The organism is Lentzea miocenica (genome assembly GCF_033949945.1).
GTDB classification, from domain to species: domain Bacteria; phylum Actinomycetota; class Actinomycetes; order Mycobacteriales; family Pseudonocardiaceae; genus Lentzea; species Lentzea miocenica.
On sequence record NZ_JAXAVW010000014.1, the window covers coordinates 1 to 23583 of the forward strand.

Sequence of the window (23583 nt, forward strand, 5' to 3'; positions counted from 1 at the left end):
CGCCCCGCGCCGCCTCGCCCCGCGCCGCCTCGCCCCGCGCCTCGCCGCGCCGTGCAGCCCTGGCTCGCCTTGGACAGCAAACGGCCCCTGGTTCCCGTGGGAGCCAGGGGCCGTGAGTGGTGCGGTTGCCGTCAGGGCTTGGGGAAGATGATTACCCGGCGCTGTGGTTCCTCGCCCTCGCTCTCGCTGTGCACGCCCGCGACCGCGGCCACGGCGTCGTGGACGACCTTGCGCTCGAAGGGCGTCATGGGGTGCAGGCGGGCGCGTTCGCCGGAGGCGAGGACCTTTTCGGCGGTGGTGCGGCCCATTTCGGCCAGTTCGGCTCGGCGGCCTGCTCGCCACTGGGCGATGTCCAGCATCAGGCGGGAGCGAACTCCCGTTTCCTGCTGGACGGCCAGGCGGGTGAGTTCCTGGAGGGATTCGAGGACGTTGCCTCGGGGGCCCACCAGCTTCGACAGGTCTTCGCCGCCGTCGATGCTGACGATGGCGCGGCCGCTTTCCACGTCCAGGTCGATGTCGCCGTCGTAGTCGAGCAGGTCCAGCAGGCGCTCCAGGTAGTCGCCTGCGATGTCGCCTTCCTGGACGAGCAGGTCTTCGGTCTTGCTCTGCGACTGCGGCTCGGCCTCGGCTTCGGCCTCAGCCGGCGACGACGCCTCCACGTCGTCGGTCGCCTGCAAGGTCTCCGACACGATGTCTCCTCTCCGGGGCAAACGCCCGAAACTAGCGGCGCTTCTTGCTGCCCGGCTTCTTGCTGGTGGATCGGCCTGGGGTCAGGCCGGGGATCTCGGTGTTGGGCGACGTGCCGTTCGCGTTGTCGGCAGAAGGCTTCGGCGCTCCACTGGGGCCTGCGGTCGGCATCCGCTTGGCACCGTTCGCGGGCTTGGCGCCGGGTGCTGGCTTGGCTCCCGGTGCGGGCTTCTTCGGGTTGACCGGCTTGGCGCCTGGCTTGGGGGCGAGGGCCTGGCGGGTTTCGACCGCGGCGGTCTTCTTCTCTTCTTCTTCGGAGTCGATCCGCTTGTAGACGATGTGCTGCTGGCCGAGGGTCCAGGCGTTGTTGGACAGCCAGTACAGCAGGATCGCGACGGGGAAGAAGAAGCCGCCGGCGAGGACGCCCAGGGGGAAGATCCAGAGCGTCAGCTTGTTCATGATGGCCGTCTGCGGGTTGTCCAGCGCGGCCTGGTTCTGGCGCTGCACCGAGTGGCGGGCCGTGAAGTGGGTCGCGATGGACGCCACGATCATCAGCGGCACGGACAGCAGGATGACGTTCAGGCGCTCGGTGCCGTACTGGGCCAGCTGGTCCGAGGGCATCGTGATGAACGTCGAGAGGTTGGTGCCGAAGAGCTTGGCGTTGACGAACGAGTCGACGCCCTGCTTGTCGAAGAAGTAGACCTCGCCCCAGCCGGGCTTGAACGACCGCAGCACGTGGAACAGACCGATGAACACCGGGATCTGCACCAGCATCGGCAGGCAGCCGCCGAGCGGGTTGACGCCGTGCTCGGACTGCAGCTTCTGCATCTCCTGTGCTTGGCGCTGCTTGTCGTTCGGGAACTTCTTCTTGATCTTCTGCATCTCCGGCGCGAACTCCTGCATCTTTCGCATGGAGCGCACCTGGCCGACGAACGGCTTGAAGAGGATGGCGCGGAGGGTGAAGACCAGGAAGATCACGGCCAGTGCCCAGGCGAAGCCGCTCGACTCACCGAAGACCTTGCCGAAGACCCAGTGCCAACACCACAAGATGAAGGACACCGGGTAGTAGATGAAGTTGAGCACGGAGCTACTCCTCGGTGGATACGTCGGGGACCTGCCGCCTCGGCGGAACGGGGTCCAGGCCTCCAGGGTGCCAGGGTCCGCAGCGCAGCAACCGGCGGATCGTCAGCCAGGTTCCGCGCAGCGCACCGTGGACGGTCAACGCCTCCACCGCGTACGCACTGCAGCTCGGGTAGAAGCGGCATGTCGGCGGCAGCAGTGGCGAGATGAATCGCCGGTAGAAGTGCACCGGCAGGAGCGCGACCTTGGCGGGCAACGTGGTCATCGCAGCACCTTGCGCAGGGCGGACGAGAAGTCGGCGGACAGCTCGGAGCTCGAAGCTTCCGCTGCCGGGGCCAACGCTCGCACGACGACGAGAGTTCCCGGTGGCAGATCGGCCAAGATCGGGCGGACCACGTGGCGAAGACGCCGGTAGACCCGGTGGCGGACCACCGAGTTGCCAACTGTTTTGCTCACGACGAAGCCCACCTTGGACGAATCCAAGGTGGGCACGTCTGGCATCAAGGCGTGGACGACCAACCGGGGCCGTCCGGCGCGGCGGCCCCTGCGGACCACCAGGCCGAAGTCCTGGCTGCGGGTGAGCCGGGCGGCCGGTGGGAGCACGACGACGCTGCGCTTACCAGCCGCTGTCAGGCGGACAGCGTGGCACGGCCCTTGCTGCGGCGCGCGGCCAGAATGGCGCGGCCGGCGCGGGTCCGCATGCGCAGCCGGAAGCCGTGCGTCTTCGCGCGGCGGCGGTTGTTGGGCTGGAAGGTGCGCTTACCCTTGCTCACGGCTGGTTCTCCCGGTGCTTCACTGCGTACAAGCCTGGTTGGTGTCCCCAACGAGCAGTGGACGTAGGCGCGACAAAGGCGCCCGTCGCAAGCGGGAGACTCATACGAGAGTACGCACGCCCGGGTGCCACGACCAAATCGGGGTGGCGGATGCCACGTCTTGTGAGGCGTGGCGGGCCTTGTTACCGTGCTTGCCTCGCGCATGCCGGAGCTGGCGTGGGAGCCGCCACCGATCCGGCAACACAACGCACCGTTTAGTGCACAGTTGTGGATAACTCTGTGGATGCCTCTATTCTCCGTGTCCACATGTGGAGTCTCGCGACTCCGGCGGAGGGGAGGGGAGCGCGGAGGTGTCGAACCAGCAGGTCGACCTTGGTCTCGTATGGGCCGAGGTGGTGCAGGAGCTAGCAACCAGCCACCTGTCCCCTCAGCAGCGCGCGTGGATGAGGGTCACCCGTCCGATCGGTTTGCTGGACGGAACGGCCCTGCTCGCGGCGCCGAGCGACTTCGCGAAAGAGGCGATCGAACGCGCACTGCGCGACCCGATCACCGCGGCTCTCTCCCGCAGGCTCGGCCGCACGGTCTCCCTGGCGGTGAAGGTCGACTCGCCGGAACCGGTGAGCCCGCCGACCACGCCGATCCCGGTGCAGGCCGTCGTCCCCGGCATTCCCAACGGCGACACGCCCGTCCTCGCGGACGAGGCGACCATCACAAACGTCAGCCCGAACCCCGACGCCGACGGTTCGGACTCGGACGAGGTAGACGAAGCCGGCGACGCGCTCGCCGCCGTCACCGAGATCTGGCCGACGTTCAACACGCAGGGTGGCGCGACCCCCAACGGGAACATGCCGTACACCCGGCCCGCGAACCCGTCGCCGTCGCAGACGCGGCTGAACGAGAAGTACAACTTCGACACGTTCGTCATCGGCGCCTCGAACCGGTTCGCGCACGCCGCCGCCGTCGCGGTGGCCGAGGCTCCCGCCCGTGCGTACAACCCGCTCTTCATCTGGGGTGAGAGCGGCCTCGGCAAGACGCACCTGCTGCACGCCGTCGGGCACTACGCGCAGCGCCTGTTCCCCGGCATGCGCGTGCGGTACGTGTCGACCGAGGAGTTCACCAACGACTTCATCAACTCGCTGCGTGACGACCGCAAGGTCGCCTTCCAGCGCCGCTACCGGGACATCGACGTTCTTCTCGTCGACGACATCCAGTTCCTGGAGGGCAAGGAAGGTACGCAGGAGGAGTTCTTCCACACGTTCAACACGCTCCACAACACGAACAAGCAGATCGTGGTGTCGAGCGACCGGCCGCCCAAGCGGCTGGAGACGCTGGAAGACCGCCTGCGCACGCGGTTCGAGTGGGGTCTGATCACGGACATCCAGCCGCCCGAGCTCGAGACCCGGATCGCGATCCTCCGCAAGAAGGCGGCGCAGGACCGGCTCGCGGCCCCGGCCGACGTGCTGGAGTTCATCGCCTCCCGCATCGAACGCAACATCCGCGAACTCGAAGGCGCGCTCATCCGCGTGACGGCGTTCGCGTCGCTCAACCGCCAGCCCGTCGACATCCAGCTCGCCGAGATCGTGCTGCGCGACCTGATCCCCGACTCGCACGCGCCGGAGATCACCGCCCCGACGATCATGGCGGTCACCGCGGAGTTCTTCGGAGTGTCGATCGACGACCTCTGCGGCCCCGGTAAGACGAAGGCGCTCGCGCAGGCGCGGCAGATCTCGATGTACCTGTGCCGCGAACTGACGGACCTGTCGCTGCCGAAGATCGGTCAGACGTTCGGCGGCCGCGACCACACGACGGTGATGCACGCGGACAAGAAGATCCGCAAGGAGATGGCAGAGCGCCGGCGGATCTACGACCAGGTGCAGGAACTGACGTCCCGGATCAAGCAGCGCGCTCGCCACGCTCCCTGATCCGACCTGGGTGGCAACCGAGGGGTCCTCTGACACGGAGGGCCCCTTTTTCGTTCGCCCGCAACGGGACGCAACCGGCCGGAGCCGAAGCTGCATCGGAGGCCGCACCCAGGAAGCACCGCGGGACACAACGACATCCAACGGCGAGAGACCAGCACACGAGCCGTACGCGCGCGCTCGAACCCGGGTGGAGTCGAGGGGTGATCGGCCTCGGAACGGGGCTTATTGTTCGCCCGTCCCACTCGAAGGGGTGGGGACAACTGGAAAAGTCTGAGACCCAGGCCACGATCTGGCCACGGAAGCCTGTTGAACACCCGGGTACAACTGCCCCGCACCCGGGGACGCACCCGGGGACAACTGTGGACGATCTGTGGATCGAGAGGTGTGCACAACTGGCTGTCCCCGGGTGCGCCGATCTGTCCCCGGGTGCCATCCCCCCTTAGTCCACATGGTGGGTGACACCCTGACCTGCAGGTTCAAGGGCTGTCCCCACAATCCACAACCCTTACTGTTACTGCTGTTTGATCTCTTCTAGAAAGAACTCAAAAGCAAAACAGCGTGGACAGCTCCCGGGGATCGGTGCCCGAACCCCGAAGTGACGGGAAGGGCCAGGACGCTCTAACGTGGTTGCTCCGCACCTCGGGTTGCCGAGGTCGAGGCTCCCTAACCCCCACTGGCACGTTGTCGTGGTTGGGCTTGTCGACTGTCGAGGAAAGGACGCCTCATGAAGATCCGCGTCGAACGCGACGGCCTCGCCGACGCTGTCGCCTGGGTCGCTCGCAGCCTTCCGTCCCGTCCGCCGGTTCCCGTGCTGGGCGGCGTGCTGCTCGACGCGGAGTCGGAGGAGTCGCTGACGGTTTCCGGATTCGACTACGAGGTCTCGGCCCAGGTCGGTGTCCCGGCGCAGATCGCCGACGCCGGTCGCGCGCTCGTCTCCGGCCGTCTGCTCGCCGACATCACCAAGGCGCTGCCGAACCACCCGGTCGAGATCGCGGTCGACGGCGCCCGGATGATGATCAGCTGTGGCAGCGCCAGGTTCAGCCTGCCGACGATGCCGGTCGAGGACTACCCCGCGCTGCCGTCGATGCCGCAGCTCATCGGTGAGCTTCCCGGCGAGGTTTTCGGCGAGGCGGTCGGCCAGGTCGCCGTCGCGGCCGGCAAGGACGACACGCTCCCGATGCTCACCGGCGTCCGCGTCGAGATCGGCGAGGGCAAGCTGACCCTCGTCGCCACCGACCGGTTCCGGCTGGCTATGCGCGAGTTCCCGTGGGAGCCGGACGAGGCGCTCGGCGAGGTCGCGGTGCTCGTCCCCGCCAAGACGCTCGGCGACGCGGCCAAGACGCTGGGCTCGTCCGGCGGCAAGGTCGAGATGTCCCTCGCGGCGAACGATGGTCTGCTCGGTCTCGCGGGTTCCGGCAAGCGCACGACGACCCGCCTGCTCGACGCGGACTTCCCGAAGTACCGCCAGCTGCTCCCGAGCGAGCACTCAGCCGCCGCGATCATCGACATCGACGCGCTGCAGCAGGCGATCAAGCGCGTGTCGCTCGTCGCCGAACGCGGCACGCAGGTGCGCCTCGAGTTCGTGGACGGCGGTCTGCGCCTGTCCGCCGGTGGCGACGACGAGGGTTCGGCCGAGGAAGAGCTGCCGGTCGAGTACACCGGCGACGCGGTCACGATCGCGTTCAACCCCGGGTACCTGCTCGACGGACTCGGCGCCGTTCGCACCCAGAAAGTCCACTTGTCCTTCACCACACCCAGCCGACCGGCACTGCTCAAGCCGGTGGACGAGGATGGGAACGTGGCGCCGGGCTACCTGTACCTCCTGATGCCCGTTCGCCTGCCCGGCTAAAGAACCCTTACCGGGTAACAGAAACGTTTAGGGGAGAACACCGTGCAGCTCGGACTCGTCGGCCTCGGCAAGATGGGTTTCAACATGCGCGAGCGGGTGCGTCGTGCCGGTCACGAGGTGGTCGGCTACGACCGCAACCCGGAGGTCAGCGACTCGGAGTCGTTGGCGGACATGGTGTCCAAGCTCGAAGCGCCGCGCGTCGTGTGGGTGATGGTGCCCGCGGGCGAGATCACCCGTAACACGGTGAACGAGCTGTCCGAACTGCTGCAGCCCGGCGACCTCGTGATCGACGGTGGCAACTCCAAGTTCACCGACGACAGGATCCACGCGGACCTGCTGGCGGAGAAGGAGATCGGCTACCTCGACTGCGGTGTGTCCGGCGGTGTGTGGGGCCTCGACAACGGCTACGCGCTGATGGTCGGCGGCGACGTCGCGCACGTCGAGCAGGCGATGCCGATCTTCGACGCGCTGCGTCCGGAGGGCCCGCGCGAGGAAGGCTTCGCGCACGCGGGCAAGGTCGGCGCCGGCCACTACTCGAAGATGGTGCACAACGGCATCGAGTACGGCCTGATGCAGGCGTACGCCGAGGGCTTCGAGCTGCTCGACAAGACCGACGTCGTGGACAACGTGCCCGCGGTGATCTCGGCCTGGCAGCGCGGAACCGTTGTGCGGTCCTGGCTTCTCGACCTGCTGGTGCGCGCGCTCGAGTCGGACCCGGAGCTCGACGACCTCCGCGGTTACGTCGAGGACTCCGGCGAGGGCCGGTGGACCGTCGAGGAAGGCATCAACAACGCGGTGCCGCTCCCGGTGATCTCCGCCGCGCTCTTCGCGAGGTTCCAGTCGCGGCAGGAGGACTCGCCCGCGATGCGCGCCGTGGCGGCACTGCGCAACCAGTTCGGTGGCCACGCGGTGCACATGGCCGGACCGTCGTCCGGCTCCGGCAGCACCCAGAGCTAGCGAAGTGCACGTCAGACATCTCCAGGTCAGCGACTTCCGCTCGTGGGAACTCGCTGACCTGGAGCTCGAGCCCGGCGTCTCGGTGCTCGTCGGGCGCAACGGCCAGGGCAAGACGAACCTGGTCGAGGCGATCGGGTACGTGGCGACGCTGGGTTCGCATCGCGTCGCCACCGACGCGCCGTTGATCCGGCACGGTGCTCAACGCGCCGTTGTGCGGGCGGCCGTGGTCAACGACGACCGCGAGCTGCTCGTGGAACTCGAGATCACGGCGGGCAAGGCGAACCGGGCGCGGATCAACCGCGGTCCGGTGCCGCGCCCGCGTGACGTGCTCGGGATCCTGCGCACTGTGTTGTTCGCACCGGAGGACCTCTCTCTTGTGCGAGGCGATCCGAGCGACCGGCGGCGGTTCCTCGACGAGATGCTGGTGTTGCGCGCGCCGCGGTTCGCCGGCGTTCGCAGCGACTACGACCGTGTCCTCAAGCAGCGCAGCGCGTTGTTGAAGACGGTGAAGCATTCACGATCGGCGGACCTGTCGACGCTCGACGTCTGGGACGGGCACCTCGCCCAGCACGGCGCGGAGCTGCTGGCCGCGCGGATGAAGCTGGTCCGCGACATGGCGGACCACGTGACCACGGCCTATGCGGAGGTCGCACCGGAGTCACGTCCGGCGCTGATCTCGTACAGGTCGAGCGTCGGCGACCTTCCGGAGGACAAGGAGAGCATCGAGGACCTGCTGCTGGCCGAGCTCGACCGGGTCCGGCGGCAGGAGATCGAACGCGGCGTGTGCCTCGTGGGCCCGCACCGCGACGACCTCGACCTCACCCTCGGTGAGCTCCCCGCGAAGGGTTATGCCAGTCACGGAGAGTCATGGTCTTTCGCGCTCGCGCTGAGACTCGGCGGGTACGAACTGATGCGTGTCGACGGCATCGAACCGGTGCTCGTGCTGGACGATGTCTTTGCCGAACTCGACCGCGGCCGGCGCCGGCAGCTGGCCAAGGTCGCGGCCGCCGCGGAGCAGGTGCTGATCACCGCGGCGGTGGCGGAGGACGTTCCGGACGAGCTCAGCGGGGCTCGGTTCGAGGTTCAGGGCGGGGAGGTACGACATGTCTGACTCAGCGGGTTCAGACCCCCAACGTGTAGCTCGATCGGGTGTGTCCGCCCACACATCTGGGGACAAGTCTGTGGATGGTGTGGATAACTCCGTCACAAATCCGGACTTGTCCACAGGTTCATTCACACCTGAGGGTGAGCCCCTGAAGGGTTCTGACCTCGCGCGGGCCGCACTGGAGGCCGCGAAGGCCAGTGCGAAGGCCCGCGGCAGGGTGCCCGGCAGCAAGTCGAAGGGCCGTCCGGTCAACCGCCGGCGCCGTCGCTGGTCGGGTCCTGGGCCGGACGACCGCGACCCGCAGCCGCTCGGCCGGATCGCCTCCCGGATCGCGGCCGACCGCGGCTGGGTCGAGCAACTTCAGGGTGGCCAGGTCTTCGGTCGTTGGGCAAAATTGGTAGGTGAGGAAGTCGCTGAGCACGCGAAACCGATCGCTCTCAGTGACGGGGAACTGACGGTCCAGGCGTCGTCGACGGCGTGGGCCACTCAGCTGCGCCTTCTGCAGCGCGATCTGCTCAAGCGGATCGCCGCGGGTGTCGGCAACGGCGTCGTCAAAAGGCTCAAGATCAAGGGACCGGACGCTCCGAGCTGGCGACACGGCCCCAGGCACGCGCCTGGGCGCGGTCCGCGTGACACCTACGGGTGAGGTCCTGTCAAGGGCTCAGCGGCCGTTCTGTGGCTCAATGAGCGTTCACCAGCGGATTTGAACCCCCGTTTCAGCGGTCCGCACCCACCTGTGGTCACTTGAGGGCCTCTGTGACCGAATCAAAGGTGTCCTTGCCCCCGTTCTGTCGGGGTGGCCCGGTAGAATCACGGGGAGCGTCACCAATCCACGTGCGGGCCCGGCCCGCATCAGCGAGGAGACTCCAGGCCCGTGTCAGCAAAGAAGAATGAGTACGGCGCGTCCTCGATCACTGTCCTCGAAGGCTTGGAGGCAGTGCGCAAGAGGCCGGGCATGTACATCGGCTCGACCGGCGAGCGCGGTCTGCACCACCTGGTCCAGGAGGTTGTGGACAACTCGGTCGACGAGGCGATGGCCGGCTTCGCGACGAAGGTCGACGTCACGCTGCTGGCCAACGGCGGCGTCCGGGTGATCGACGACGGTCGTGGCATCCCGATCGACATGCACCCGGTCGAGGGAGTGCCGACCGTCGAGGTCGTCATGACCAAGCTGCACGCGGGCGGCAAGTTCGACAGCGACTCCTACGCGGTGTCCGGCGGTCTGCACGGCGTCGGCATCTCCGTGGTGAACGCGTTGTCCACCGCCGTCGACCTCGAGATCAGGCGCCAGGGTCACGTCTGGACCCAGCGCTACGAGAGCTCCAAGCCCGCGCACGAGCTGCGCCAGGGCGAGGCGACCGACGAGACCGGCACCACCACCACGTTCTGGGCCGACCCGGAGATCTTCGAGACCACGACGTACAACGTCGAGACGATCGCACGCCGCCTGCAGGAGATGGCGTTCCTCAACAAGGGGATCACCATCGTCCTGCGCGACGAGCGGGTCTCGGAGGAGGACGAGATCGCCGACGCCGAGGGCCACAAGGCCGCGGTGAAGGAACGCGTCTACCACTACCCGGGTGGTCTGGAGGACTTCGTCCGCCACATCAACCACACCCGCGAAGCGGTGCACCAGAAGGTCATCGCGTTCGAGGCGAAGGGCGAGGACCTCGAGGTCGAGGTCGCGATGCAGTGGAACACCGGCTACACGGCGTCGGTCTACACGTTCGCGAACACGATCAACACGCACGAGGGCGGCACGCACGAGGAGGGCTTCCGCGCCGCGTTGACGCGTGTCGTCAACGAGTACGCGCGCGAGAAGAAGCTGCTCAAGGAGAAGGACACCAACCTCACCGGTGACGACATCCGCGAGGGTCTCGCCGCGATCATCTCGGTGAAGTTGAAGGAGCCCCAGTTCGAGGGCCAGACGAAGACCAAGCTGGGCAACAGCGAGGCGAAGTCGTTCGTGCAGAAGTCGACGAACGAGCACCTGGCCGACTGGTTCGAGCGTCACCCCAACGAGGCGAAGACGATCGTCAGCAAGGCGGTGTCGTCGGCGCAGGCCCGCATGGCCGCGCGCAAGGCCCGGGAACTGGTCCGCCGCAAGGGCGCGCTGGACATCGGCGGCCTGCCGGGCAAGCTGAAGGACTGCCGCTCCACCAACCCGGAGGAGTGCGAGCTCTACGTCGTAGAGGGCGACTCCGCCGGCGGCTCGGCCAAGGAAGGCCGGGACTCCATGTACCAGGCCATCCTGCCGATCCGCGGCAAGATCATCAACGTGGAGAAGGCGCGCATCGACCGCGTGCTGAAGAACAACGAGGTCCAGAGCATGATCACCGCTCTGGGCACGAGCATCCACGACGAGTTCGACCTGTCGAAGCTGCGATATCACAAGATCATCCTGATGGCGGACGCCGACGTCGACGGCCAGCACATCCGCACGCTGCTGCTCACGCTGTTGTTCCGCTTCATGCAGCCGCTGCTCGAACACGGCCACGTCTACCTCGCCCAGCCACCGCTCTACAAGATCAAGTGGCAGCGCATCGAGCCGGAGTACGCGTACTCCGACCGCGAGCGCGACGGCCTGATCAAGGAAGGCCTGGCCGCGGGCAAGAAGCTCGGCAAGGACGACAACATCCAGCGCTACAAGGGTCTCGGCGAGATGAACGCCGCGGAGCTGTGGGAGACCACGATGGACCCGGCGAACCGGGTGCTCCTCCAGGTCACCATGGACGACGCCGCCACCGCCGACGAGCTCTTCAGCGTGCTCATGGGTGAGGACGTCGAGGCACGCCGCTCGTTCATCACGCGTAATGCCAAGGACGTGAAGTTCCTGGACGTCTGAGTCCGGCCCCTTCTAGACATCCACGGCTGGCGAAGAGGAAAGAAGAACCGTGACTGAGACGACCCTTCCGCCGGAGCACGACCGCACCGAGCCGGTCGACATCCAGCAGGAGATGCAGAACTCCTACATCGCCTACGCGATGAGCGTCATCGTCGGCCGAGCACTGCCGGACGTGCGCGACGGACTCAAGCCCGTCCACATCCGCGTGCTCTACTCGATGTTCGACTCGGGGTTCCGGCCGGACCGCGGCTACAACAAGTGCGCCCGCGTCGTCGGCGACGTGATGGGCAACTACCACCCGCACGGCGACTCGTCGATCTACGACGCGCTCGTGCGGCTCGCTCAGCCGTGGGCGATGCGGTACCCGCTGATCGACGGTCAGGGCAACTTCGGGTCTCCTGGCAACGACCCGGCCGCCGCCATGCGCTACACCGAGTGCCGCCTCACCCCGCTGGCCATGCAGATGCTCGCGGACATCGAGGAAGAGACCGTCGACTTCCGCGACAACTACGACGGTCGCATCCAGGAGCCGACGGTCCTGCCGTCCCGCATTCCGAACCTGCTGATCAACGGCAGTTCGGGCATCGCGGTCGGCATGGCGACCAACATCCCGCCGCACAACCTCCGCGAGGTCGCGTCCGGCGTGGTGTGGGCGCTGGACAACTGGGAGGCCTCCGACGAGGAGACCCTCGAGGCCGTCATCGAGCGGATCAAGGGCCCGGACTTCCCGACCCACGGCCAGATCCTCGGCAACTCGGGCATCCAGGACGCGTACCGCACCGGCCGCGGCTCGGTGAAGATGCGCGCGGTCATCGAGGTCGACGAGGACGCCAAGGGCCGCACGATCCTGGTCGTCACCGAGTTGCCGTACCAGGTCAACCCGGACAACCTCGTCGAGAACATCGCCGCGCTCGTGCGCGACGCGAAGCTCACCGGCATCTCGAACATCGCGGACGAGTCGAACAGCCGCCGCGGCATGCGCATCGTGGTCACGCTCAAGCGCGACGCGGTGGCGAAGGTCGTGCTGAACAACCTCTACAAGCACACCCAGCTGCAGTACTCGTTCGGCGTGAACATGCTGGCGCTGGTCGACGGCGTGCCGCGCACCCTGCGGCTCGACCAGATGATCCGTCACTACGTGAAGCACCAGATCGAGGTCATCGTCAGGCGGACCAGGTTCCGTCTGCGCAAGGCCGAGGAGCGCGCGCACATCTTGCGCGGCCTGGTCAAGGCGCTCGATCACCTCGACGAGGTCATCGCGTTGATCCGCCGGTCCCAGACGCCGGACATCGCGCGCACGGGCCTGATGGAGCTTCTCGACGTCGACGAGATCCAGGCCAACGCGATCCTGGAGATGCAGCTCCGCCGCCTGGCCGCCCTGGAGCGCCAGAAGATCATCGACCAGCTGGCCGAGATCGAGGTCGAGATCGCGGACCTCAAGGACATCCTCGAGAAGCCGGAGCGGCAGCGCGCCATCGTGCGCGACGAGCTCATGGCCATCGTGGACAAGTACGGCGACGACCGCCGCACGGAGATCATCCCGTTCGACGGCGACGTGTCCATGGAGGACCTGATCGCGGTCGAGGACGTGGTGGTCACGATCACCCGCACCGGCTACGCGAAGCGCACCAAGACCGACCTCTACCGGGCGCAGAAGCGCGGCGGCAAGGGCGTGCAGGGCGCTCAGCTCAAGCAGGACGACATCGTCGCGCACTTCTTCGTGTGCTCGACGCACGACTGGATCCTGTTCTTCACGAACAAGGGCCGCGTGTACCGCACGAAGGCGTACGAGCTGCCCGAGGCGAACCGCAACGCCCGCGGTCAGCACGTCGCGAACCTCCTCGCGTTCCAGCCGGAGGAGGAGATCGCGCAGGTCATCCAGATCAAGAACTACGAGGTGTCGCCGTACCTCGTGCTCGCCACCCGCAAGGGTCTGGTGAAGAAGTCGAAGCTCACGGACTTCGATTCCAACCGATCGGGTGGTCTTATCGGCATCAACCTGCGCGAGGACGACGAACTGGTCGGCGCGGTGCTCTGTTCGGCCGACGACGACCTGCTCATGGTGTCCGCCGACGGCCAGTCGATCCGCTTCCACGCGACGGACGACGTGCTGCGCCCGATGGGTCGTGCCACGTCAGGCGTGCAGGGCATGCGCTTCAACGCCGAGGACGAGCTGTTGTCGGTCGGCGTCGTGCAGGAAGGCCTGTTCGTTTTGGTCGCGACGGACGGTGGGTACTCGAAGCGAACGCCGATCGAGGACTACCCGGTCCAGGGTCGCGGTGGCAAGGGTGTGCTGACGATTCAGCACGACCGCCGACGTGGCAGGCTGGTGGGCGCGCTCATCGTCGACGTCGACGACGAGCTCTACGCCATCACCTCGAGCGGCGGGGTCATCAGGACCCGTGCCGAGCAGGTGCGCAAGGCTGGACGGCAGACGAAGGGCGTGCGGCTGATGAACCTCGGCGAGAGCACCACTTTGATCGCCGTCGCACGCAACGCGGACGAGCCCAGCGACGTCACTAACGGTGAGGCGTCTGTCGCGGAGGACTCTGCCGACGACCAGGCAGTCAGCCCCACCGACTCGGCTGAGTAGTCGGAATTGCTAGCGAGAGGCTAAGGACAGCTCGTGACTCCACCCGAGAACCGCGAAGGTCGGGACGCGGACAAGACCGCGGTGATCACCAAGCCGACTCCCCAGAACGCTGCGGAGAAGAAGTCGGACTCGGCCGCGTCGGCGGCCTCCGGTTCCTCGGGTGGAAACGCGCAGGACAAGACCAAGCCTGTGTCCGCGGAGAAGGCGGCCGAGGCCGTCAAGCCCGCTGCTGCTCCCGAGACTCCCGCAGCGGCGGCTGCTCCGGCCGCCGCTGCGACGCCGGCCAAGCCCGCAGCGGCCAAGCCGGACACTCCGGCTCCGGCCGAGGCCGCCAAACCCGCAGCCGCTCCGGCCGAGCAGAAGACGGTCTCGATCGACACGCCGGCTCCTGCCGCCGCGTCGGCGACTCCGGCTCCGGCCGCAAAGCCTGCTGCTCCGGCTGCTCCGGCTGCTCCGGCCGCCGAGGAGCCGGTCGTCGTCTCCGCGCCGCCGCCCTGGCAGCGCGTGACGAACGACACGGAAGCGTCCCACCAGGACGCGACCGAGGCGTACGTGGTTCCGGGCGCGCCGCCCGTTCCGTCCGCCAGTCCGACTCCCGAGCCTGCGTTCCCGTCGACCGACCCGGACACCGTCAAGGTGCAGAAGCCCGTGGTCACGGGCTCGGCCGTGCCGGTCGGCCTGGGCAGCAGCCGCACGTCGGTGAACATGGGCACCAGTGGTGCCCGCCCCGCCGCGGCGACCCCGTCGGCCCGTCGCCCCGGTCGCGGTCCGCGGCGCGCCTCGCTCCAGGTGAAGCGCGTCGACCCGTGGTCGGTGCTCAAGCTCGCCCTGGTGCTCGGCGTCGCGTTGTTCTTCGTCTGGCTCGTGGCGGTCGGCGTGCTCTACGGCGTGCTGCACGGCATGGGTGTCTGGGACAAGATCAACAGCACCGCGAACGACCTGCTCCAGGCCAACGAGCCAGGTGAACCGTTGATCAGCGCCGGCCGCGTGTTCGGCGTTTCGGCGATCATCGGCGCGGTCAACATCGTGCTGTTCACGGCCCTCGCAACCGTTGGCGCGTTCGTCTACAACGTGTCCGCGGACTTGGCCGGTGGCTTGGAGTTGACGCTCTCCGAGCGTGAGTGACCCCCGGATTTGGGGCAGCGAAGGACGATCCTGTAAGGTCTTCCTCGTTGCCCCAAGGGGTGATGATCGAGGGCCTATAGCTCAGGCGGTTAGAGCGCTTCACTGATAATGAAGAGGTCGGAGGTTCAAGTCCTCCTAGGCCCACTCGATTCGAGGCCGTAACTCTGTTGGCAGAAAGCGCCAACCATTTCTCGAATCTTCGTCTTTTACACTGGGGGCCAAGCCCCCAGGCCCCCTGCCGGGGGCAAGCCCCCGGACCCCCATCATGATCGCTCGGAATCCTGTAGCGTAGTGGGGTCGTGCGTCCGCAGTCTTGGGAGGGATTCGAAGTGGCTAAGAAGATCATCGCACTCGTCGTGGTCGCCGGTGCGGTTCTGTTCTTCGTCAAGCGCAGCCGTTCGGCCAAGGCCGACGCGGACCTGTGGCGCGAGGCCACCGCTCCCACGGACTGATCCCGCGGGCGGTCTGCCGCCCCGGATCCATGGGGACGTAGCTCAATTGGCAGAGCACCGCCTTTGCAAGGCGGGGGTTAGGGGTTCGATTCCCCTCGTCTCCATATCGCTTTCACTGAAGCCCTGTTCGCGCCGCAGCGAACAGGGCTTCAGTGCGTTTAAGCGTTGGTGAGCGACTTCTTGGACGACTTGTTGAGGAGTTGGTCGACGCTCCACGCGCCGGCTCCCGTGAACACCAGCATCAGGAACGCCCACGAGTAGACGGCAGCCAGCTCGCCGCCGTTGGCGATCGGCAGCAGGGCCTTCGGCTGGTGCACCACGAAGTAGGCGTAGGCCATCGCACCGGACGCGATGAACGCGGCCCAGCGCGTCCACAGGCCGATCAGGATGAGGCCGCCGCCGACCAGTTCGATGACGGTCATGGGGCCACCCGGCCAGGACACCAGGTTGGCTCCCTTCATGATCCTCTGCACCCCGTGGATCAAGAAGAACAGTCCGATGACGATGCGGAAGAGCGCCAGGGCGTGCTCTCGTCGTTGCTCCAGGAACTCCATGAACAAGGTCCTTCCGTGGGTGCGGGGCAGGGGCAGAACACAAAAGGTATGGACCAATTTAGAGTGTGCCGGTAAAGGCGCTTTTGGTATCTGGTTGACTGTTGCCCCTATGAAACGAGCACTGTTGCTGCCCCTGCTGGGCGTACTCGCCGCGTGCGGCACCCCCGTCGCCCAGGACGTGCCGGTTCCCACGACCCAGCCCCAGCGGGTCACCACCACGACCAGCGCCGCACCGACAGTGCCGCCCGCGCCCCAGCCCGTGAACGACGGCGCCTGCCCGTACCTCGCGACCGGTTTCGTGGCCGAGGCGAACGGTCAGCGCGTGCCGAAGGTGAAACTGTCAACGGACGAACCTCACCCGGCGTGCTTCTTCTACGCCACGGCGACCGAGATCCAGCTCACCGTGCGGGTGTACGTCGGTGACGAGCGGGTGGCCAAGTCGATCGTGAACGAGGCGGCGCCGGACGGTTCACAGCCCGCGAGCTCGCCCACCGGGTGGGCCGGAGGGTACGTCAGCAACGACAGCGGTGTCGTCTACGCCGTCTCGAAGGGCACCGCGGCCGTGGTCGTGACGACCAACCAGAAGCAGTCGATCAAGGCTCGCCGCATCGCTGAGGAAGCGGTCAAGGGCCTCAAGATCTGAGCATGCGAAACGGGTGACCTTCCGGCTGGAAGATCACCCGTTCTGCGTCTCAGGAACTACTTGATCGGTTCCTTCTGGGTCGGCACCTGACCGTTGAGGACCGGCTCCGCCATCGGAGCCTGCTCCTCGTCCTGCAGGTGGACCTCCTCCGGCCTGCGGGTCAGCGCGACGTAGCCGGCTGCCGCGGCCGCGATGAGGATTCCGAGCACCCACGGCCACCTGCGCCGCTTCGGTGCGTCGGCGCCGAGCTGGGCCGCCGCCTTGCGGATCTCCTTGGCGCGCACCTTGGCGTCCTTGCGCGCGTGCTTGGCCGCCTTCTTCACTTCCTTGCGCACTACCTCCGCCTTGCTCATGAGGTCGGCGCGCGTCTTCGCGCCCTTCTTGGCGAGGCGCTTGCGGGAACGGCGGGTCTGCTTCTCCCAGTCCTCGGCCTTGCCCATCAGAGTGTCGGCCCGATCCACGAGCACACCGCGCACCTGGTCGGTCGTGATGCCACGCTCCGCCAGCTTCACCTCGGCGGCGTGACCTGCGCGAACGACTCCCTGACGCGCGGCCTTCAGACCGGTGCCGACAGCCTTGCCAACGGACTCGCCGGCGCGGGTCATGACGTCCACCTCGTCCATCCTGTGCTCCACAACGTTGTCGTCCGGTTATGCCTCAGGGGTACCCATCGTGCCCCTTTCTGAACATCTCCGCCTGTGGATGGCACGATGGGGTGGTGGCTGACAGCAATGAATCCTTCGTCGGGACCAAGGTGACGGCGACCCTGCACACCACGCAGGGCGACATCCGCATCAACCTGTTCCCCGACCACGCCCCCAAGACGGTGGCGAACTTCGTCGGGCTCGCCGAGGGCACGAAGACCTACACCGAGGCGAACGCCAGCGGCACGAACTCGGGACCGTTCTACGACGGCACCCTGTTCCACCGCGTCATCGCGGGCTTCATGCTCCAGACCGGTGACCCGACCGGCACCGGTCGTGGTGGCCCCGGCTACCGCTTCGCCGACGAGTTCAACTCCGAACTGCAGTTCAACAAGCCCTACCTGCTCGCGATGGCGAACGCCGGGCCCAACACCAACGGCTCCCAGTTCTTCGTGACCGTGGCGCCGACGACGTGGCTGAACTTCAAGCACACGATCTTCGGTGAGGTCGCGGACCAGGAGTCGCGCGACGTCGTTGACGCGATCGGCAACACCACGACCGGTGCGGGCGACCGTCCGGTCAACGACATCAAGATCGAGCGGGTCACGATCGAACGCGCGTGAACGACGCACTCGTGCCACCGGAAGGGCCGATCGGAGCGCAGCCGGAAACCCCGGTCTGCACACGTCATACCGATCGGCCCACCCGGCTGCGCTGCACCAGGTGCGACCGTCCGATGTGCCCGGAGTGCCTGCGTGACGCGTCGGTCGGCATGCAATGCGTCGACTGCGTCAACGAGGGCCAGCGTTCGGTCCGCCGTCCCCGCACGCTCGCGGGTGCGGAGGTCTCGAACAGCCGGCCGATCATCACGCAGGTGATGATCGCGCTCAACGTGCTCGCGTACGTGGTCACGGTCGCGCAGTCCGGCAGTCCGATGAACAACTCCCGGTCGGGCCTGTTCACGGCGACGTCGATGATTCCCGATCTCACCGCCAACGGTGAGTGGTGGCGCATCGTCACGTCGGGCTTCATGCACTTCGGGCTGATCCACCTCGCGCTCAACATGGCCGCCCTCTACGTGGTGGGCACCATCGTCGAGCAGGAGCTGGGCAAGCTGCGGTACAGCGCCGTGTACTTCCTGTCGTTGCTCGGCGGCAGTGCGGCGGCGTTCTTCTTCGGTACCGTCTGCCAGCAGCTCGCCGGCGCGTCCGGCGCGGTGTTCGGCCTGATGGGCGCGTTGCTGATCGTGTTCAAGCGGCAGAAGCGGGACATCTCGACGATCGTCGTGATCGTCGGGATCAACCTGGTGTCGAACCTCTTCACCAACGCCTCGCTGCTCGGGCACCTCGGCGGGTTCGTGATCGGCGGCCTGCTGACGCTCGCGATGGTCAGGGCGCCCGCGCAGAACCGCAACCTCTACCAGATCGGTGCCGTGGTGGCCGCGGTCGTGTTGCTCGGCGTCATGTTCGCCCTGCGCGCGGCTCAGCTCGACACCGACGCGGAGGTCATCATGGAGATCGCCAGGACCTGCCGCTGATTTGTCCTTTACGGGCGCAGGGCGTGCAGGACGCCGGCGACTTCTTCCGGATCGGCGCCGAGGTCCAGTTTCGTGAGCACCACGAGACGGTCTTCGGCGTCGAGTTCCAATGTCTGCTGTTCCCTGCCGAGGCGCCGGGTGGTCTGCAGCTTGATCTTCACCTCGTGCCACGGCAGGTGCGTCGTGCTCGCGAACCCGCGCACGGAGAGCCCGTCCACGCCCGCGGTGAGCCTCGGCCTGGCGAGTGTCGCGAACGCCGCGAGGTAGCTGACCAGCAGCGTTGCCAGTCCGACGAGGAGACGGCCCGCGTTGTCGTCAGCGAGGAACGTCGCGATGGCGAGCATGAGGACGAGCACCCACGCGAGGGCGACCATCGGGGCGGGGGTGGACCAGGTGCGAGTCACACCGTCGAGTGTCCCGCATGAAATGTGGACAACTGAACGGGTCCGCATGAGGGAAAACCGTCGCTTGTGCATTTTGGTGCAAAGTTGTCCACAGGACTTGTCCCCAATGGGGATGACTTACAGCCGTGTGCTTCGGTGACGCTCGGATGAACCAGGTGAACCTGGAGCGAACAAAGGTCGGCCCGGACGTGTGACGTCCGGGCCGACCTCTACGAACGGTGACTTGCCGAGCTCTGAGCGTGCGGGCTAGCGCCAGCGCATCGTCATCAGCAGGCCGATGATCATCAGCGCGAAGCCGATGGCGAAGTTCCACGCGCCCAGCTCGAGCATGAACGGGATCTTCTCGGCCGCGATGTAGTTGACGACCAGCCACGCGAGGCCCAGCAGCATGAAGCCGAGCATGACAACGACGTAGACCGGGTGTGACGGTCCCGCTGCCTTGACCTTGACCGGCGTGCGGCGGTCAGTGGGTGCGGTGTAGACCGCCTTCTTCCGGACCTTGGACTTGGGCATGCTGTCCTCGCCTGACGTGGATATCCCTGAGTGACGTGAGTTTACGTGCACTACTCGGGAGACACGTTAACGTAGCGAAGGTGGTCAGCGAACCACTTGGTAGACGCAGTTGTTTTCAGTTCACAGTCCGTGCGGAGGTTCTCAGGTGAACTCGGGACCGCAGCAGCCGCCTCCACGGCGTCCTGCACCCCGTCGTGATGACCTGCAGCACGTGCGGGCCACTCCGTCGCCGCGCCCGTTGCCGCCGCCGGACGCGACCCAGTTCACCAGCGCTTTCTCCGGAAGCCTGCCTCCTCCCGGCTCGCCGCCGCGCCGCCCGGGCCCGCCGCAGGGCCCGCCGCCCGGCACTCCCGCGCGTGGCCTGCCCCAGGGCACGCCGCCAGGGGGAATGCCTCGGCACGGGACCCCGCCCGGCGGAATGCCGCGGCAGGGCACCCCGCCCGGCGGAATGCCCCGGCAGGGAATGCCGCCCGCCCCTCCCCGTCCTCGCCCGGTCGATCCGCCCACCGAGGTGATCCCGCGAATCGAGGACGACTACGACGACGAGTACTACGACGATGACGAGTACTACGACGACGAACCGAAGGACGACGAACCGAAGAAGGCCGCCCCGCCGCCGGACAGCATGGCGCGCAAAGCGGTGCGCGGCGTAGGCGAAGCCCTCATCACGATGGGTCTCGTCGTGTTGCTGTTCGTCGTCTACGAGGTCTACGTGACCGACCTGCTCTCCGCGGAAAAGCAGCAGGACGCCACCGCGGCTCTCGACTCCGAATGGAGTTCGAACATCGTCACACCGCCTCCGGCCGACCCGAACCGCCAGTCGAAGCTGAACCTCATCGAGGGCAAGGCCTTCGCGAAGATGTACATCCCGGTCTTCGGCAACGACTGGAAGTTCTCGGTCGTCGAGGGCACCACCGACAAGCACCTCGAGATCGGCCCCGGCCACTACAAGGACACCGCGCAGCCAGGCGAGTCCGGCAACTTCTCCATCGCCGGCCACCGCGTGGGCAAGGGCGCGCCGTTCAACGACCTCGACCTGCTCGAATCCTGCAACGCCGTGGTGGTGCAGACCCAGACCCAGTGGTTCGTCTACCGAGTGCTCCCCATGAGCAGCGAGGTGGCCGGCTGGGCCGCGAACCCGAAGTCGAAGCAGGCCGCCTGCACCGGCGTGGCCCCGTTGTCGACGACCCTCGGCGACGCCTACGCCAAGACCGTCGGCCAGGAGATCGTCGCGCCGACCCAGGGCGAGGTCATCGCCCCCATCCCGCACCAGGTGGGCGCCACCGTGCCGGCCGACAAGCAGGCCCGCCTGCTCACCCTGACGACCTGCCACCCGCGCTTCTCCGACAAGCAGCGCCTGATCGTGCACGCCATCGAGACCAAGAGCTACCCGGTGGCCGACGGCTTCGTGCCACCCGAGATGACGGAGGGCTGATGTACGGCTGGATCTGGCGGCACCTGCCGGGCCCGCTGTACCTGCGGGTCGTCGAGGCCGTCGTGCTGGTCGTCGGCATCGTGGCGCTGCTGATGTTCGTGGTGTTCCCGTGGGCCGAGCCGAAACTGCCGTTCAACAACGTCACGACCCAGTGAGCTGCTCCTCGGCGAGCCGCAGGTACTCGCGGACGTAGCTGAGGAACGGCCCGAGGTCGGGTTCGATGATCGACTGATTCGCGTCACCTGGACGGGTGATGTGCGGTGGCGATCATGGCCTTGGCGCCGCTGTTTGCGCAGTTCAGCGGGTTGGATGCGTTAGCGTGGCTGGTGGGCGAACGAGTTGTCCACAGGAAAACGGGATCTGCGGGAACCCAAATCCCGCCGTTGTCGTTGCGCATGAGGAAGCGCGCGGGGGCAGCGGGGCACAGGCTCAGTGGCCGACGGCTGCAGATGTCACCGTCAGGGCTGTCAGGGTCAGGGTTGTCAGGGTCAGGGCTGTCAGGACCGGGTCACGCCAGCCAAGCCTCGGATCGCGGCAGTCGTGGGTCACGGCCGTCCGTCGTGGGCCACGGCAGCCAGGCTTGGGTCCGCTGGTCGGCGACCAGAACGACGTCGGCGCTGTGCCGCGAGCAAGCGTCCGCATCGGCGCGCCCGAAACAGCTGAAGCCGCCACCGCGTACCCGCGCGCGACCGAGGCCAGCTCACGGCGGGACCGGGTTCGATGCCGGCGCGGTTCGAGGCGGAGGTCGCCACCGACGGCGAGGGGTGGGTGATCACCGCGGGCGAGGTGACCTTGCGCCTGACCACAGGTGATGATCAGTCCGACCACGCCGACGTGGCGCTGCGGCTGTTGCGCGGTGGGAGGGTCGACGACCCCACGTTCTACGAGAGTGCCCGCGAGGCGGTCTTCGGCGCAGCACTCGTGGTGGGCAGGGCGCCTGTCTTCACCAATCAGGGCTGGGGCGCGTTCAAATAGCTGAAGCCGCCACCGCGTACCCGCGATGGCGGCTTCATCGAGGAACGGCGCGTGGCCGTTCAAGCCGGGGCGGTCAGCCGTCCAGACTGGGCGGTCAGCCGTTCGAGATCGCGGTCATGTCCTCGCGCGGCACGACCTTCACGCGTTCGCGGCCCTCCACGGCGCCCAGGGCCATCTCGTGCAGGTCGAGCTTGCGCCAGCCTTCGTTGGTCACGAACGGCACGCCGCGCTGCTCGAGGAACTGCACGATCGCGGACGGCGCGGGCGACGCGGCCGGCGGCAGTGACGCGGCGTCTTCGAGCAGGCTGGTGATGGTTTCCAGGGCGTCGCCCTTGGTGTGGCCGATGAGGCCGATCGGGCCGCGCTTGATCCAGCCGGTCGCGTAGACGCCGGGCATGGGCACCTCGTCCAGGTCCAGCACGCGGCCGGCGAGGTGCGGGATGGTGCCGGACACGTGGTCGAACGGGATGTCGGGCAGGTGCGTCGAGAGGTAGCCGACGGCGCGGTAGACGGCCTGGACGTCCCAGTCGGTGAAGTTGCCGGTGCCGCGGACGTTGCCGTCGCCGGTCAGCTCCTGGGTTTCGGTGCGCAGGCCGGTCACGCACGAGGAGCCGAGCACCTCGACCGGTGCTTCCAGGAAGTGCAGGTGCAGGCGGCGCGGGCGGGAGCCCACGTCGCGGATCGCCCACTCCTGGAGAGTCTTCACGATCATCTCGACCTGCTTGTTGGTCCTGATCGCGTGCATCGAGGCCTCGTCGAACTCGATGCCCTCGGCGTGGACGATCACCTCGACGTTCGGCGAGTGGTCGAGTTCGCGCAGTTCCAGTGGCGTGAACTTGGCCTGGGCCGGGCCGCGGCGGCCGAAGACGTGCACGTCGGTGACGGGGGAGGAGCGAAGGCCCTCGTAGACGTTCGACGGGATTTCGGTGACCAGGAGTTCGTCGGCGGTCTTGGCCAGGATCCGGGCCACGTCCAGGGCCACGTTGCCGACGCCCAGCACGGCGACCGACTTGGCGGTCAACGGCCAGGTGCGCGGCACGTCGGGGTGGCCGTCGTACCAGGACACGAAGTCTGCTGCGCCGTAGCTGCCGGGCAGGTCGATGCCGGGGACGTCCAGCTGGCGGTCGGACGAGGCGCCCGTGGAGAAGATGACCGCGTCGTAGAACTGGCGCAGGTCGTCGAGCTTGAGGTCGACGCCGTATTCGACGTTGCCGAAGAAGCGGACCGACGGCTTGTCGAGCACCTTCTGCAGGGCGCCGACGATGCCCTTGATGCGGGGGTGGTCGGGGGCGACGCCGTAGCGGACCAGGCCGTAGGGCGCCGGCAGCTTCTCGAAGAGGTCGATCTGCACGTCGACGTCGGACTTGGTCAGGATGTCGGCGGCGTAGACACCGGCCGGTCCGGCGCCGACGATCGCGACGCGCAAGGGGCGACTCATGACACCTATTTTAGGGTAGCCTAACCTCAACGCGGACGAGAGCTAACTCACT

24 protein-coding genes, 2 tRNA genes and 1 pseudogene are annotated in these 23583 nt (G+C 67.2%); 17 read left to right on the top strand and 10 right to left on the bottom strand.

Going from position 1 to position 23583, the window contains the following annotated elements; all coding sequences use genetic code 11:
- Positions 1-131: 131 nt before the first annotated feature.
- From SK803_RS17880 to rpmH, 5 genes are read right to left on the bottom strand one after another with little or no spacing between them, the layout of a single operon-like run.
- Positions 132-689, bottom strand: coding sequence for a Jag family protein (locus SK803_RS17880; RefSeq protein ID WP_086664882.1), 558 nt, complete (start codon positions 687-689; stop codon positions 132-134).
- A gap of 31 nt (positions 690-720) precedes the next feature.
- A complete protein-coding gene (gene yidC / locus SK803_RS17885) occupies positions 721-1770 on the bottom strand; it encodes a membrane protein insertase YidC (RefSeq protein ID WP_319967151.1) in 1050 nt (349 codons plus the stop codon).
- A gap of 4 nt (positions 1771-1774) precedes the next feature.
- Positions 1775-2032: a membrane protein insertion efficiency factor YidD gene (yidD, locus tag SK803_RS17890; protein WP_030465621.1), complete on the bottom strand. Its 258-nt coding sequence runs from the start codon at positions 2030-2032 to the stop codon at positions 1775-1777.
- Positions 2029-2370: a ribonuclease P protein component gene (gene rnpA, locus SK803_RS17895; RefSeq protein WP_319967152.1), complete on the bottom strand. Its 342-nt coding sequence runs from the start codon at positions 2368-2370 to the stop codon at positions 2029-2031. The genes yidD and rnpA overlap by 4 nt, the downstream gene beginning before the upstream one ends.
- Positions 2371-2396: 26 nt before the next feature.
- Positions 2397-2540, bottom strand: a complete 144-nt coding sequence (gene rpmH, locus SK803_RS17900; RefSeq protein ID WP_030465619.1) for a 50S ribosomal protein L34 — start codon at positions 2538-2540, stop codon at positions 2397-2399.
- 350 nt (positions 2541-2890) lie between these two features.
- Here rpmH and dnaA point away from each other — a divergent pair, with 350 nt between their 5' ends.
- The 11 genes and pseudogenes from dnaA to SK803_RS17955 all read left to right on the top strand — a co-directional run bounded on the left by dnaA (position 2891) and on the right by SK803_RS17955 (position 15492).
- Positions 2891-4462, top strand: coding sequence for a chromosomal replication initiator protein DnaA (dnaA, locus tag SK803_RS17905; RefSeq protein WP_319967153.1), 1572 nt, complete (start codon positions 2891-2893; stop codon positions 4460-4462).
- 724 nt (positions 4463-5186) lie between these two features.
- The gene (gene dnaN, locus SK803_RS17910) at positions 5187-6311 is read left to right on the top strand and encodes a DNA polymerase III subunit beta (RefSeq protein ID WP_319967154.1); all 1125 of its coding nucleotides are present in this window, start codon (positions 5187-5189) and stop codon (positions 6309-6311) included.
- A 42-nt stretch (positions 6312-6353) separates the two neighbouring features.
- Positions 6354-7268 carry a phosphogluconate dehydrogenase (NAD(+)-dependent, decarboxylating) gene (gene gnd / locus SK803_RS17915; protein ID WP_319967155.1) on the top strand — a complete coding sequence of 305 codons (915 nt, stop codon included), beginning with the start codon at positions 6354-6356 and terminating at the stop codon, positions 7266-7268.
- 4 nt (positions 7269-7272) lie between these two features.
- On the top strand, positions 7273-8379 hold the full coding sequence (recF, locus tag SK803_RS17920) for a DNA replication/repair protein RecF (protein WP_319967156.1): 1107 nt from the start codon (positions 7273-7275) through the stop codon (positions 8377-8379).
- A gap of 106 nt (positions 8380-8485) precedes the next feature.
- Positions 8486-9019, top strand: coding sequence for a DciA family protein (locus SK803_RS17925; RefSeq protein ID WP_319967157.1), 534 nt, complete (start codon positions 8486-8488; stop codon positions 9017-9019).
- Positions 9020-9247: 228 nt separating this feature from the next.
- Entirely contained in the window at positions 9248-11218 is a 1971-nt protein-coding gene (gyrB, locus tag SK803_RS17930; protein WP_319967158.1) for a DNA topoisomerase (ATP-hydrolyzing) subunit B, read from the top strand.
- 49 nt (positions 11219-11267) lie between these two features.
- A complete protein-coding gene (gene gyrA, locus SK803_RS17935) occupies positions 11268-13811 on the top strand; it encodes a DNA gyrase subunit A (RefSeq protein ID WP_319967159.1) in 2544 nt (847 codons plus the stop codon).
- Positions 13812-14183: 372 nt separating this feature from the next.
- Entirely contained in the window at positions 14184-14936 is a 753-nt protein-coding gene (locus SK803_RS17940) for a DUF3566 domain-containing protein (protein WP_406601551.1), read from the top strand.
- A 70-nt stretch (positions 14937-15006) separates the two neighbouring features.
- Positions 15007-15080 (top strand) — tRNA-Ile (locus tag SK803_RS17945).
- A 185-nt stretch (positions 15081-15265) separates the two neighbouring features.
- Positions 15266-15385 (top strand): annotated as a pseudogene (locus SK803_RS17950) (DLW-39 family protein); the annotation flags it as partial.
- Between the two features lie 34 nt (positions 15386-15419).
- Positions 15420-15492, top strand: a tRNA-Ala gene (locus tag SK803_RS17955).
- Positions 15493-15546: 54 nt separating this feature from the next.
- Here the strand turns inward: SK803_RS17955 and SK803_RS17960 are convergent.
- The gene (locus SK803_RS17960; protein WP_319967160.1) at positions 15547-15942 is read right to left on the bottom strand and encodes a DoxX family protein; all 396 of its coding nucleotides are present in this window, start codon (positions 15940-15942) and stop codon (positions 15547-15549) included.
- Positions 15943-16051: 109 nt separating this feature from the next.
- Between SK803_RS17960 and SK803_RS17965 the strand changes: the two genes are divergently transcribed.
- Positions 16052-16585 carry a DUF2020 domain-containing protein gene (locus SK803_RS17965; protein WP_319967161.1) on the top strand — a complete coding sequence of 178 codons (534 nt, stop codon included), beginning with the start codon at positions 16052-16054 and terminating at the stop codon, positions 16583-16585.
- Between the two features lie 56 nt (positions 16586-16641).
- Here SK803_RS17965 and SK803_RS17970 read toward each other — a convergent pair whose 3' ends face one another.
- Positions 16642-17208: a hypothetical protein gene (locus SK803_RS17970; RefSeq protein WP_319967162.1), complete on the bottom strand. Its 567-nt coding sequence runs from the start codon at positions 17206-17208 to the stop codon at positions 16642-16644.
- 95 nt (positions 17209-17303) lie between these two features.
- Between SK803_RS17970 and SK803_RS17975 the strand changes: the two genes are divergently transcribed.
- Complete coding sequence (locus tag SK803_RS17975) at positions 17304-17852, top strand: peptidylprolyl isomerase (RefSeq protein WP_319967163.1); 549 nt, start codon at positions 17304-17306, stop codon at positions 17850-17852.
- A complete protein-coding gene (locus tag SK803_RS17980) occupies positions 17849-18766 on the top strand; it encodes a rhomboid family intramembrane serine protease (RefSeq protein ID WP_319967164.1) in 918 nt (305 codons plus the stop codon). Before SK803_RS17975 ends, SK803_RS17980 begins: the two co-directional genes overlap by 4 nt.
- A gap of 8 nt (positions 18767-18774) precedes the next feature.
- Here SK803_RS17980 and SK803_RS17985 read toward each other — a convergent pair whose 3' ends face one another.
- Both SK803_RS17985 and crgA read right to left on the bottom strand, forming a co-directional pair.
- Positions 18775-19170, bottom strand: a complete 396-nt coding sequence (locus SK803_RS17985; protein WP_319967165.1) for a PH domain-containing protein — start codon at positions 19168-19170, stop codon at positions 18775-18777.
- A gap of 246 nt (positions 19171-19416) precedes the next feature.
- The gene (gene crgA / locus SK803_RS17990) at positions 19417-19683 is read right to left on the bottom strand and encodes a cell division protein CrgA (RefSeq protein ID WP_030465604.1); all 267 of its coding nucleotides are present in this window, start codon (positions 19681-19683) and stop codon (positions 19417-19419) included.
- A gap of 211 nt (positions 19684-19894) precedes the next feature.
- Here crgA and SK803_RS17995 point away from each other — a divergent pair, with 211 nt between their 5' ends.
- From SK803_RS17995 to SK803_RS18005, 3 genes are all read left to right on the top strand, one after another.
- Positions 19895-21118, top strand: a complete 1224-nt coding sequence (locus SK803_RS17995) for a class E sortase (protein ID WP_319967166.1) — start codon at positions 19895-19897, stop codon at positions 21116-21118.
- Entirely contained in the window at positions 21118-21273 is a 156-nt protein-coding gene (locus SK803_RS18000) for a hypothetical protein (RefSeq protein ID WP_169774241.1), read from the top strand. The genes SK803_RS17995 and SK803_RS18000 overlap by 1 nt, the downstream gene beginning before the upstream one ends.
- A 565-nt stretch (positions 21274-21838) precedes the next feature.
- On the top strand, positions 21839-22093 hold the full coding sequence (locus tag SK803_RS18005) for a hypothetical protein (protein WP_319967167.1): 255 nt from the start codon (positions 21839-21841) through the stop codon (positions 22091-22093).
- Positions 22094-22187: 94 nt separating this feature from the next.
- On the opposite strand, the gene SK803_RS18010 is transcribed toward SK803_RS18005, so the two are convergent.
- Positions 22188-23531: an FAD-dependent oxidoreductase gene (locus SK803_RS18010; RefSeq protein ID WP_319967168.1), complete on the bottom strand. Its 1344-nt coding sequence runs from the start codon at positions 23529-23531 to the stop codon at positions 22188-22190.
- Positions 23532-23583: the final 52 nt, after the last annotated feature.